Raw genomic sequence first — 12577 nt, forward strand, 5'->3', positions numbered from 1 at the left:
ACCGGCACTGGCGTGCCCGCCCGAATTAAAATAGCCACTTGTAGCGAGCCCCCACCTGGGTCAGCGGCGTGCCGCCATTGCGCGCCGCGGTTTCGTGCTGCACATACATGGACAGGTGATCGTTGCCCAGCACCTTGCCGGCCAGGCCCAGTTGCGCCCGGAAGTTCTGCCCGGCCCGGGTATCGTGCAGCAGGCCGATTTCGGCAAAAGGACGCCACTTGCGCGTGTAGTCGTCGATCAGCTCGGTACCGAATCCGAACGTCACGCCAGCCTGCGTGAAGCCTTGCGGCATGTAGAACCCGGGCGTCGCTTGGGCGTCGGTGGGCACCAGCGTCGCCAGCTTGCTGCCGAGCGTGCCGCCGCGCACGTTGTAGCTCGCGTGGGTACCGACCAGGCGCACAGTGTAGTCCGGGTAGGCAGTACGGATGCGGTAACCCAGCTCCAGGTCGTACACCATCCCGTGGCCCAGTTGCGAGCCGTCCTGGCCGCGGAAGCGGTCGTACTCGATACGCCCGCCCACGAATTCGCGCCGGCCGAAATTGTAGGTCGCGCCCAGCCCCAGCACGTCCTTGACGCCGCCGACCCGCAGCGGCGCCGATTCGTCGGCGCTCTGGTTGAGGCCGGCCAGCGTGGTAACGCTCAGCCGGCTGCTCTCGCGCCACTCGCCGGTAAAGCGCGCGGTGGTCACGCTGTCCAGGCCGTCGCGCCGTCCCACGCCGAGCCGCCAGCGCAGGTGCTGGTCGCGGTAGCCAAGCGACAGCTCGCCACGCCGGTCGGACGAAGGCACCCCGGTCAGCTGGGCCGGGTCCAGGCTGCGCTGGGTGCGCCAGGCGCCGCGCAGGTTGAGGTCATAGCCGTCCCAGAGACGCACGCCGCCGCCCAGGCTGTAGTCGAAAAAGCTCAGCGGATTCTGGCGCTGGTACGTCACGCGCGGCTCGATGGCCTGCGCATCGAACAGCAGCGTGTCTTGCAGGGTCTCCTGCAGCGCGTCGCTGGTACGCGTGAGATCCTGGGTCYCGTAAGCCAGAGTTTGCGCGGCACCGAGCCGGTCGAGCTGCACGTTGGCCTCGATCTGGCTGTCCGCCGGAATGCGGCCGGCATGGCGTTCCAGCATGCGATCGAGTTCGGCCAGGTCCTGGTTGGCCAGCGCCAGCGTGATCTCGGCATAGGCCGGACGCAGCAGCTGGCGCGCATATTGGCGAGCCAGCCAGGCGCGCGCCAGTTCATTGGATTCGGTCGACAGCGCCCAGGCCAGCGCCACTTCCTTGGCGGCTGACGAGACCACGGCCTGCTGGCGCGCTTCGCGCTGCGCCATGCCGGCCGGCACCTCGGCATCGAGCGGCGGCAAGCCGGGTATCTCGCCCAGGCGCGAAGCCGGATCGGCCGGGCCCCTCCGGTTGGCGCCGTCGCTGCCCGCCATCACGCCACGGTCGTCGCGCAGCATTTCGATCACCAGGCGCCGCGATACATCGCCCGACGCAAAGATCTGGCCAAGCGCCACGGTCTGGCGGCGCAGCTCGGCAGGCGCGGGGCCGCCCTGCGCATCTTCTTCGCCGGCTGCCGGATCCATGCTGCGGGGATCCGAGGTGCGGCGCGCGGCCGCGAAGCGATCGCTGTGCAGGTCGACCCAGGCCTGGCGTCGCAGGCGCCAGGCGGTGCTGGCCTGGCCGATGGCGTCGCAGGCATCCGCGGCAAGCCCCAGCCAGAGCGGATCGGCGCTCTTGCCGTCGGCCATCTTGCGCAGGTAATGCAGGGCGGCGCGGCCGTCCTCGAAACGCATGCTGCCGGCGGCAAAGGCACCCCACAGGTCCGGATTGTCTTCGGCCTCGCGCTTCAGGCGCAGCATCAGGGCGCGCACTTCAGTATCCGAGCCGAGATCGACCAGCGCCCACATCAGCGCGGCCAGCGTCTCGCTGTCGGCATCGGGCAGGCTGGCGGCACGGCGCAGGTCGGCCAGGGCCAGTACGCGCTCGCCGCGCACGCGCTGGTATTCGGCGCGCAGGGCCAGGAAGCGGCTGGAGTGCTCCGCCAGCTTCAACTGGTCAGCGCTCAGGCCTTGCAACAGGTTGGCCACGCGGCCGTATGCCCGCGCGCGGGTGTAGTAATTGATGGCGAGTTCCAGAGCCACGGGCTTGCCGCCCTTGCGCCAGCTGGCCTCGGCAATCCGCCCGGCATCGATGGGCGAACTGTCGTAGAAGTCGATCAGGTTCGAGAAATCCGCTTCCTCGGTATCGCGTACTTCCCCCAGGCAGGCATTACGGCCGGAGCCGGCGGGCATGGCCATGCAATGATCGTCGTGCTTCCCGGCCATGGCCAGTATCAGCTGCCGGTAGCCCTGCTCGAGCAGGTCGCCGCGCTGGTTCAGGCGCGCCAGTTCGGTGAGGGTGCGCCAGTACTCGATGTCAGTGGAACGCGCGGTGCGCATGGACGGCACCATGGCCTGCAGCGCATCGGCCAGCTTGCCGCGCACATAGAGCAGGCTGGCCTGCTTGAGCGCGTACTGCGGACGCGGGCCAAAGCGCTGCTGCAGCTCGGTGTAGAGCGCGAGGGCGCGGTCATCCTTGCCGGCGCGCTCGGCCAGCTCCGCCTGGCGCTCCATGATCTGGCGCGCGTTGGGGCCATGGCTCAGGCTTTGCAGGAAGGCCAGGCCTTGCTCAGGCTCGCCCAGCCGTTCGTAGGCAGCAACCACCTGGTCGACGGTGGCAAGGTCGCCGCTGCCGGCACGATGGCGCAACGCGGCCAGGTAGGCGCGATCGTCGTTCAATCCGGGGGCCAGGCGCAGCACGGCCTTCCAGGCGGTTTCGTCGTTGGTGGCCTGGGCATATTCGAGCCAGCTCTTGAGCGCTACCGCGGGCTGGCGGTTCCATTCCGCGACCTGGGCCAGGCGTTCGCGCCAGCGCGCCTCGCCGGGCTGGCGCCGCACCGCGGCCTCGGCGACGCGCTGGGCGTCGTCGAGCTTGCCGGCGGCCAGGAAGACCTGGAAAGCGAGTTCGTAGTCGTCAGCATTGAAGGCCCGCTCGGCCGCGGGCGCCGCGCCGGCGCCGGCGCTATCGGCCACGCGGCGCAGGTGCGGCATCGCGGCTTCGCCCATGGCGCGGTGCAAGGCCAGGCCACGCGGACCGTCGAGGAAGACCACGCCTTGCGCGGCCCATGGCTGGGCGGCGGCCACGCGGCGCACTTCGGCGCGTCGCAGCGACGCGCCGTCCGGCACGGGCTGCATGCTCGGCGGCAGGCGCAGCAGACGCTGCACGTAGCGCGCGGCCAGCTCGGGCCGGTTGGCGGCCAGCGCCAGCCTGGTCAGGTAGCGCAGTACTTCGGCGTTATCCAGCAGCTTGCCGCCGTGTTGCTCGGCCTGGTCCAGCGCCTTGTCCAGCTCGTTGCCCGACTGCAGCGTCTTGAGCGCGGCCATGAAGAGCCGGCGCTGCTCGGCCGGATCGGCGGCGCGTGCCTGCGCGGCGAACAGCGCATCGGCCGCTTGCCGGTAGTCGCCGCCAGCCAGCGCCGCCGAAGCAGCCTGCGCGTTCCACAGCTCGGCGCGCGCGGGATCGCGCTTGGCCAGGGCAAGGTAGAACTGCTGCGCCGGCTTGAGCGCATTGATCGCGCGCGCGGTGGTGGCAAGCTCTTCCAGGTCGGCGCGCTCCCACTCCATCGGCAGTGCCTGGTCGAGCATCCTGCTGAGCAGTTCGATGTATTGCTTGCGCTCCGGCGTGTCCGGCAACGCGGCAAAAGCGCGCTGCTGCGTGATCTCGATGCGGGTGCGCAGGATCTGGTTGGGCAATTCGGCGTCGGCGGCACTGCGATTGCGCACCGGCCCCTGCATGCTGGCGGCGTAGCGTGCCTCAAGCCGGCCCACCATGTGTTCGGCTTCTTCCAGGCGGCCGGTACGCGCATATTGCTCGGCTAGCACGGCCATGAAATCGCTGTCCTCTGGCGTGGCACGCAACCAGGCTTCCAGGTAGGCCACGCTCAGGCCGTCGACTGCGCGGCCTTCGCCCAGCAGGCGCTCGCGCAAGGTCTCGCGCGGAAACATCAGCGCCAGGCCAATCCCGACCATGGCGGCGAAGGTCAGCACGAACGCTGGCGGCAACAGCCGCTCGCGCTCAGGCGGCGCAGGTGATTTCGACGCTTTGCTTGGCATTGTCGGGATTGGAAACGGGTGTGGTATCGAAACGCAGCGTGCCGCGCTCCCGCACGCCCTGCACGGGCTTGCCATCGATGGCGACCCGGCAATGATCCGCGCCTGCGAGGCGGAAGAAAGGCTTGGTGTAGCCACTGAATGCAAAGCGGATGCGCTGCGCGCCGCCCTGGCCCGTGCGCTGCCAGTCCCGCACAAAGCCGTTGGCCTCGGCGATCTCGGGGCCGCCGGGCGCGGCCGCGGCGTTGGCGGCGCGCATCACGATGCGCGAAGCCCCATCGGCCAGGTGCACGTAGATACCGCCGCCGGGCGCCTCAGAGGTGCCGGTCACGCCTTGTGAACCGGCCACGTCGGGCACGCCCGCGCCGGTCCAGCGCACGTTACGCAGGTTGCCATCGCCGCGCACAATCCACGTGGTGGGTTGCGTGCCTTCGCCGCCAAGCTCGCGCGCCACCGCCATGCCTTGCCAGTCGATCACCTTGCGCACGTAGTCGGTGGCATGCACCGGCATCAGCGGCTGGCTCAGCACGTAGTCATAGACCTTGCGCAGTGCCTTGAGCGAGGCCGCCTTGGTGCCGGAGTAGCTGTGGTAGTAGATATTGACCGACTTGAAGCGCAATGGCCGGTCGGTCAGATCAAAGGTCTCGATCACGCGTTCGAAGCCGTAGTAAGGCCCGTGCCAGAGATTGGTGTAGACATTCTCGTTCTGGTTGGGCGCGAACACCTGGAAGGCGTCGTCGGCCTTGTTCACGCCGATGGGGGAGATCGCGGTCCAGCTCGAATTACTCTTCGTGATGATGGTATCGCCGCCATTGAGGTTCAGCACCCCGGCGGCGTCGGCCTGCCTGATCGCCTCGGCTGGCACCTGCGTGTCACCGGGCCACAGCACCATCTTGACTGGCTTGCCGGCTGGCGCCAGCGTGCGGTTGATATAGTCGATGGAACCCGCGATCTCGCGCTGCAGGCTCACCTTGTAGCCGGGAATGGGCATGTAGTATTCGCGGGCATCGGCCTGCGCGGCCGCATCGGCCGAGTCGCTCACCACCGCGCGCGACCAGACGAAGGGGTGCGAGTACGTGTGGGAAGCGATCTCCACGTAGGGCTGGGCGAAGATCTTGCGCGCGATCGGCTCGAGCTGTGGCGTCAGCTTGGGATACAAGCCACTTGCGCCGACCTCCCCTTCGATGACCGACATGGTCATCGGCAGGCGGTAGCGGTCGAAGATCTCGCGGAATAGCACTTCGCCGGAGTAGCCGCCGCCTGGAATCTCGGCGCGCGAAGCAAAACCGTCGCCGTCGATGTGGATGGTGAGCAGGCGCCGGCCGTTCTCGGTGGTCACGTCGGGCACCGGCATGGCCGGCAGGCGCAGCGCTTCGCGCAAGAAGGAGATCGGCTGCACCACCCAGCGGTCGTTGTCCTGGTCGCGAAAATCGGCCATCACCGCGTACGGGCCCAATACGTAGCCGCCCCACGGCGTGATCGCCGCGGCGTCGTAGGTCAGCGCGCCGGCGCGCAAGCGCAGCAGCGTTCTCGATCCCTCACCCGCACGCACCGGCACGGCACGCAGACGGTCCGGCGATACCGGCACCTCGAAGCCCATCATCGGATCCTGCGTCAGCACCTCGACGCGCCCCTTGGCTTCGCCGGTGGCCGGCTGCAGTTGCAGCATGCTGGCAACCCGCCCTTTGACCGGCGCGCCGAAGTCGTTGAGGAAGGCGATCGGCATGCCTCGCCCGATCTGCTTCTCCACCCAGTCGTACAGGCGCGTGCCCTTGCCGCTCTCAGGTCCGCTCAACCACAGCACCACACCGGCGTAGCGGTCGGCGCCGAGTTCCGGCAGCGGCTGGCCGACGTCGGCGAAGTCCACGCGATAGCCCAGGTAATTCAAGGGTGTGGACACATAGCGCACGCCCTTGGAACTGTCCAGCGAAACGCCTGGCGGACGATCCTGCACCACCAGCACCCGGCGCGGCATCACCTCAATGTTGCCGATCCCAACCGTCTGCAGACCGGGGTCAGCCACGTAAGGGATGATGTCCAGCGCGCGGATCTGCGCGGCGGTGTCGCGCGCGCACTTGCGGTCGGCGGGCGGGCAGTAATCGATCGAGATCACCGGCAGGTGGTACTGCTCGCGGATCGTCCGGACCTGCCCGAGCAGCCAGTTGCGATCAGCCTCGCTCACTTCCGTGTAGCGCTTGCCGCCTTGGTCCCAGCCGCGGTACAGCGATTCAAACGCGACCGCGTACGCCAACTGGTTGACCTGCGGCAGGATCTCGAAGCCGCGGTTGAAGATCAGCTTGGCCTCGGGATAGCGTGCCTTGATGGCGCGGATCACCGCCACCATGCCGGCCTCCTGGCGGGCGCGCTCGACGTCCGTCTTGGCTTTGAGCTGGTAGGAGTCGAGCGTGTCGAGGAAAAAGCCGCGATAGCCGCGCTGCCACAGCGGGGCGATGACCTTTTCCACGTAGAAAGCGGGCCAGCCCTCGGCGGCCTGATCGACCACGCGAGCGCCCCAGGCGTCGTTGTTGCCGATCAGCCAGGCCTTGGGAATGTCTTTCAGGTAGGCGCGCGACGGTGCGACCTCGCCAATGCTGACGTAGGAGAACCATTGCGTATTGGGCGTGGCGGCGGTGCGCGGATCGAAGCCGCTGTCGGGCTCGACCACAGCGATATCGAACGCCTGCAGAGCGTCCACCGGCGGCTTGCTGCCATAGTGGAAGACGATGTTCGGGGCGCGAGAGCCGGTGGTGGCCAGTGCCTGCGCCTGCGCCGGGCACAGCCAGGCTGCAAACACGGCCAGCAGTGCGCCAAGCCAGGCCTTTGTCATCGGCGCGCCCCGGCTGGCTTGACGCAGGCCTGCCACGCGGCGCGTGACACCGTCCAATCGCAACAAACTCACTTGTTGACCCCTATTTTCTGCATATTTTTATAGTCCCGGAAGAACTCGCTCGGCTTGCCGCCAACATGCTGGTCGCGCTTGACGCCGCCAGACGATGCATTCCGGGTATGGCTGATCCCATCTACTTCCACCTGCGCTGCCCGATCTCTCAGGCAGTCCCCCGCAGGTCAAACTCAAAGTGCCGATTCAAGCACTACGGGCGAGAATTCTGAGGCATGCGCTTCATCGTGCATATAAGCATTTAGGACTAGGGAATAGGCACTGGTGCAAATGCATGCCGGTATCACAAAGGCTGGCTAGTGCCAATTCCCGGGTTTCKAACGCTGCGAAGGCGCGCTGAGACGGAAGCCGCYGGATCGGGTCGCGCCCAGGGTTTTGGTGCCCGGCAAGTGGATTGTTGCCTCGGTACTTTCCGCATTTTTGTAGTTTTCCGAATCGACAAAGTATCACAGTACGCGGCGTGAACTCGACGCCGTTGTGCTCTGAGGTGACGAAAATAAGGAATCGCGCGATAGCTAGGGCCGGAATACAACGGTTCGTTGCGACCGGCGCAGCAAGCGAAGCGAATGGTAGGTCACGCCCTTTGAGCCCAATGTCAACAATTGTCACGCACAGCGAATACGGGGCACTTCCAGCGCGGCGCTGTGTAGAATTTTCTCAAACAAAAAAACATCTTCACCTCGGCAGGAATGGACCCGGACAAGCACCGGCCGGACGCCGCATTCGGGAATGCCGCAAGTCACGAGCTGGCTCACGCACGGGCTCCACGCAATACGCGATACGCGCGAACCCACCTTCTAAGGCAAACTCCTGCGCAGCGATGCTGCGCCGAACTCGATGGGGATCTCATGCAGTCAGATGAGGGCACTGCCGTGATGGCACTGCTTGTCCTGTTCACCGCCACGCAAATCATCCTCGCTGCCTTGATGCTGGCTTTGCGCCAGAGCGCCGTAGGCCGCGCATGGGTCGCCGGCCAGGTGCTGGCCTGCGCCGCTGGCCTGTTGGTGATCGACGCGAGCGGCGGGCCCGCATGGTTCCTGCTGGTGGCGCCCGCCCTGGGCGTGGCCGCCCAGTTGCTGATCTATCGCGGCGTATCGCTGACCGGCGACCGCCCTTCGGCACCCGTGCCGCTCACTGCGGGCGTGCTTGCCATCTCTGCTGTACTGGCCGCCGCCGCCCTGGACAACGGCAGCCGCCTGGCTGAAGCCACCGGTTACGTGGTAGCCGCCATCACCGCCTGCTTCACCCTGGCCCGCCTGCTGCAGCGCCCGCTTGCGCTGACCCGCCGCAGCCGCCCGCTGGTGCTTGCCGCATGCGGCCTGCAACTGCTGGCGCAATGCTGCGGACTGTATGTGGTGCTGCAAGCCAGTGCCCCCGTACCAGCCCTGAGTGCCGAAGCCTTGCTCCTGCTGCGGCTGCTGCCCGCTTTTGTCGCGATCCTTGCTGGCCTGGCGGGCTTCACGCTGATGACCATGGAAGCCATGCTGACCGAGCAGGAGAAGCAGGCACGCCTCGATGCATTGACGGGGCTGCTGAACCGCGGTGCCGTGGATGGCGCGGCGATGGTGCTGGCCGCCGAATTCAACCGCCACGGCCATGCGCTGAGCTGCCTGGTGATCGACATCGACCGTTTCAAGTACATCAACGACAGCAGCGGCCACCGCGCCGGCGACCGCATCCTGCAGCAGATCGGCCGCGTCCTGAAGGAAACGCACCGCGGCGCGGACCTCGCGGGCCGCTACGGCGGCGAGGAGTTCTGCGTGCTTTGCCCGCATACCACCGAAGCCGAGGCCCTCCTGCTGGCCAACCGCATCCTGCGCGGCATCCGCGCCATCGCATTGCCCAAGGAGCTTGGCGGGTTCGCCAGCGCCAGCGTCGGCGTTGCGCAGATCCGCGAGCGCGAGGACGGTGGGGCGGCCACCTGGGACGCGCTGTTTGGCAGCGCGGACCGCGCCTTGTATGAAGCCAAGCGGCGTGGCCGGAGCCGGGTCGTGCTCGCCTCCGAGCTGGCAGCGCTGCCGGCGCCTGAGCGCTGCCTGCCCACGCGCACCGAGGCCTGCCACTAGGCGCTGGCGCGCCAATATGACGGCAAAATCGCATTGCCGACGCGTCGCCCGCTAAAATCCTCCAGTGCATGCTTGTCCGGACCCGTTTGCTAGTCCGGTTCGAAACCATTCCTGGATATCCTAAATGAAGGCCGACAACATCCTGCAGACCATTGGCAATACGCCCCATATCCGTGTCCAGCGGCTCTTTGGCGACACCCATCAGGTCTGGATCAAGTCCGAGCGCGCCAACCCGGGAGGCTCCATCAAGGACCGCATCGCGCTGTCGATGGTCGAGGCGGCCGAGCAATCCGGCGTGCTCAAGCCGGGCGGCACCATCATCGAGCCCACCTCGGGCAATACCGGGATCGGCCTGGCCATGGTGGCGGCGGTCAAGGGCTACAAGCTGGTGCTGGTGATGCCGGACAGCATGTCCGTGGAACGCCGCCGCCTGATGCTGGCCTATGGCGCCACCTTCGACCTGACCCCGCGCGAAAAGGGCATGAAGGGCGCCATCGCCCGCGCCGAGGAGCTGGTGGCGGCCACGCCGGGCGCCTGGATGCCGCAGCAGTTCGAGAACCCCGCCAATATCGAGGTCCACGTCAATACCACCGCGCTGGAGATCCTGGCGGACTTCCCGCAGGGCATCGATGCCCTGATCACCGGCGTGGGCACGGGCGGCCATATCACCGGCTGCGCCCGCGTGCTCAAGCAAAAGTGGCCCGCGCTGAAGGTCTATGCCGTCGAGCCGGTCGCCTCGCCGGTCATTTCCGGCGGTGCGCCCGCGCCCCACCCGATCCAGGGCATCGGCGCCGGCTTCATTCCCCGCAACCTGGATACTGTCCTGCTCGATGGCGTGATCCAGGTCGACGCCGAGCCGGCGCGCGAAATGGCGCGCCGCGCCGCGCGCGAGGAGGGCATGCTGGTGGGCATTTCGTCTGGCGCCACCCTGGCCGCGATCGCGCAGAAGCTGCCGGACCTGCCGGCCGGCGCCACCGTGCTGGGCTTCAACTACGACACCGGCGAGCGCTATCTCACCGTGGAAGGCTTCCTGCCCGCCTGAGACTATGCTGCATTGCTGGATTCTCTTCAGGCGGCAAAGCTCTCCGTGAACCATACTGGAGAGTGACAGGCGTCGGCGCAAGCATGCGCGAGCGGCCAAATCTGCCGATATGGCGCGCCAGCGCCCCTGCCGCCTGGCGCGGCAGGGCTTGCCATGGCGTTGACACAAGCATTGACACAAGGACAAGGAGCTGAGATGAGCATCCCGAGTTATGAAGTTGCCCGACTGGCGTCCCTGGCGGTGCGGCTTGCGCTATCTTCCGGCCTGTCGCACGAAGAGATGCAGGCTGCGCTCAGCCTCGCGGCCACCATGATCGAGCAGGACGAAGGCGCAACGCCTGAAAGCACGACGGCGGCAGAGGTGCCGCACGCCAAGGTGACACGCACGATCCACTGATCCACTAACGGCCCGCCGCGCGCCCCGTCAACCCAGCAGACCCGCCCAATACAGCTCCGCCGCCGCCAGCACCGCCCGCATCTGGGTGGTGTGCGCCAGGCGAAACGCATCGCCATAAACCGTCTGGTCGGGGAATTCGGTGACCAGCGTGAACGGCACCGTTGACCGGGCATCCTCGAAGATCATGCAGGGAATGCCGTTTAGCACCGGGAACGGCACCTCGMCGGCGTGGCTGCCCCAGGTCGCCAGCTGGCGGGCATTGAACGCGGCCAGATCCGGCGAAGCCGCCAATTGCGCGGTCAGCGCCTGCATGAACGCCATGCCATCGCGCCCGGCGTGGTGACGCAGGATCAGGAAGAAGCCCTTGGGAATGGTCCAGGTCTCGAAGCCCGGCGGCACGTAGCCGGTGAGTGGCCGCGTCCATTCGTGGGCGGGGTAGCCGTGCAGGCTCATGTGCAAGCCGGCGCCGGTGCGCTCGATGGCTTCCAGCCGGGCCGCTTTCTCCACGAAGGGCGGCGCCGTGCGTGCCTCCAGGTCGTCGCCCAACGCGGTGTAACGCGCGGCATGCGACATATGGCGCGGATTGTTCTCGCGCAACCGCACATGCAAGGCTGCGCCGTCCGGGTTCTCCAAGGCGATCAGGGCAAAGTGCGCGTGCGGGCGCTGCTTGAGCGCCTGCGCCGCACGCAGCGCCCCCACCACGCCGGACGTTTCGTTGGCATGCTGGCCACCGGAAATCACCAGCCCGGGCAGCGCGCCTTCGATGTGGGTGCCGTGGACCACGCGCCCTTGCGTGGAAAGCACGCTGAAGCGCTTGCCGCCCAGGGCATGCATCTCGACGGCGGCCTCCTCCGGCGTCAGGGGCTGCGAGAGCCCGGCGAGCGCAATCGGGGACAGAGGGGCCGCAGCCGCATCGGCCGGCGTTGCAGCGGCAACACGTGGATGCGGCAACAATGCCACCCGCACCCGCGTGGCACCCTCCGCGTGGCGGATCTCGGGCACGATCTGGCCGGGCTGCAAGGTGCGATCGCCGCGCGGCAAGCCAGCGCGATCCTGGAAGAACTCCAGAATGGAGAAATACAGGTCCTCGTGCAGGGCCTCGCGCGTACTGATGCATTCGTCCTGGTAGGACAGCCGGCGCTCGATGCCGCCCGTGTCGATGGCGATGCGAAGCACATCGAAATAGGGTCCCTGCCGGCCCCAGGCATGGCCGCGGATCGCATCCATGGCTGCGGCGAATGCCAGTTCGTACTCGGTGGCGAGCGGGCCGTCCTCCAGCACGGCGCCGTCGCGCGACAGACGCAGCCACCCGCACGGCGCGCCAGACGCCGCGAGCGGCACGAACACACGGTGGGCGATGCCGTCCAGTTCGACGACATAGTGGCCTTCGTCGTCGCCGTCGCTCAGGCGCAGGCTGCCTTGCGGCAGCATGCCGGCGAGCGGATAGGTTTCGAGCCGGAAGCGCTGCGACTGTGCCACCGTTGTGGCCGCGGGCAGGCGCACGGAGATCTCGCCCGCGGCGGCGAGATCTCCGCCGTCGTGTTCCAGCGCCAACGCATCGAGGAAGAAATGCAGCAGCGGCTTGTAGGCGCTGTGGATCGACGCCTGCACGCCAGCGGCGGCAAGCCGCTGCTCGGCCGCGCGGCGCGTGGCGAGGTCGTCGAAGACCCAGGCTTGCGCACGTACGCCGGGCATCGCCGCGATGCGCTCAATCAGGGTATCCAGTGTGTGCGAAATGGAGGTATCGAGCAGGATCGTCATGGCTGGCCTTGGCGCCGTGCGCGGCGAGCTGGGTGTCGGATCCGGCATTATAGGCAGGCTCCTGATTGCCCGCGCGAACGCCCCCCGGCCGCCCGGGAAGACGCCTTCCCGGGCGCTTGCCTCGCGCGTTGCCGTAGCGGGCCCGGGCGGCAAAGGCGGTAAAGGCGGTAAAGGCGTTCGCAGGCGATGCCGGGGCGCGGCACATCTGCGCGTGCACATTTCCTTACAACCCGGACATACATTGAAGTCACAGGATCGCTAAGCTGCGCCCCTTGAGC

The 12577-nt window shown here is 67.5% G+C and carries 6 protein-coding genes; 3 read left to right on the forward strand and 3 right to left on the reverse strand.

Annotated features, from left to right (window positions below; translation table 11 throughout):
* Positions 1-25 precede the first annotated feature (25 nt).
* Both AC1DS3_RS10355 and AC1DS3_RS10360 read right to left on the reverse strand, forming a co-directional pair.
* Positions 26-4138 (reverse strand): tetratricopeptide repeat protein, encoded by a 4113-nt coding sequence (locus AC1DS3_RS10355; RefSeq protein ID WP_477127117.1) that lies wholly within the window; start codon positions 4136-4138, stop codon positions 26-28.
* On the reverse strand, positions 4101-6962 hold the full coding sequence (locus AC1DS3_RS10360; protein ID WP_441636108.1) for a bifunctional glycoside hydrolase/polysaccharide deacetylase family protein: 2862 nt from the start codon (positions 6960-6962) through the stop codon (positions 4101-4103). The genes AC1DS3_RS10355 and AC1DS3_RS10360 overlap by 38 nt, the downstream gene beginning before the upstream one ends.
* 920 nt (positions 6963-7882) lie before the next feature.
* On the opposite strand from AC1DS3_RS10360, the gene AC1DS3_RS10365 reads away from it, so the two are divergent.
* From AC1DS3_RS10365 to AC1DS3_RS10375, 3 genes are all read left to right on the forward strand, one after another.
* Positions 7883-9100 (forward strand): GGDEF domain-containing protein, encoded by a 1218-nt coding sequence (locus AC1DS3_RS10365; protein ID WP_441636110.1) that lies wholly within the window; start codon positions 7883-7885, stop codon positions 9098-9100.
* Positions 9101-9224: 124 nt separating this feature from the next.
* Positions 9225-10142, forward strand: coding sequence for a cysteine synthase A (gene cysK, locus AC1DS3_RS10370; RefSeq protein ID WP_441636112.1), 918 nt, complete (start codon positions 9225-9227; stop codon positions 10140-10142).
* Between the two features lie 195 nt (positions 10143-10337).
* The gene (locus tag AC1DS3_RS10375; protein ID WP_441636114.1) at positions 10338-10538 is read left to right on the forward strand and encodes a hypothetical protein; all 201 of its coding nucleotides are present in this window, start codon (positions 10338-10340) and stop codon (positions 10536-10538) included.
* Between the two features lie 27 nt (positions 10539-10565).
* Here AC1DS3_RS10375 and AC1DS3_RS10380 read toward each other — a convergent pair whose 3' ends face one another.
* The gene (locus AC1DS3_RS10380; protein ID WP_477127119.1) at positions 10566-12299 is read right to left on the reverse strand and encodes a M14 family metallopeptidase; all 1734 of its coding nucleotides are present in this window, start codon (positions 12297-12299) and stop codon (positions 10566-10568) included.
* Positions 12300-12577: the final 278 nt, after the last annotated feature.

It is taken from the genome of Cupriavidus sp. 01L46, from assembly GCF_056399905.1.

Excerpts from the sequence above, each read along its gene's own strand:
- AC1DS3_RS10360 (WP_441636108.1), bottom strand. The coding sequence starts at position 6,962 with ATGACAAAGGCCTGGCTTGGCGCACTGCTGGCCGTGTTTGCAGCCTGG.
- AC1DS3_RS10365 (WP_441636110.1), top strand. The coding sequence starts at position 7,883 with ATGCAGTCAGATGAGGGCACTGCCGTGATGGCACTGCTTGTCCTGTTC.
- cysK (WP_441636112.1), top strand. The coding sequence starts at position 9,225 with ATGAAGGCCGACAACATCCTGCAGACCATTGGCAATACGCCCCATATC.
- AC1DS3_RS10375 (WP_441636114.1), top strand. The coding sequence starts at position 10,338 with ATGAGCATCCCGAGTTATGAAGTTGCCCGACTGGCGTCCCTGGCGGTG.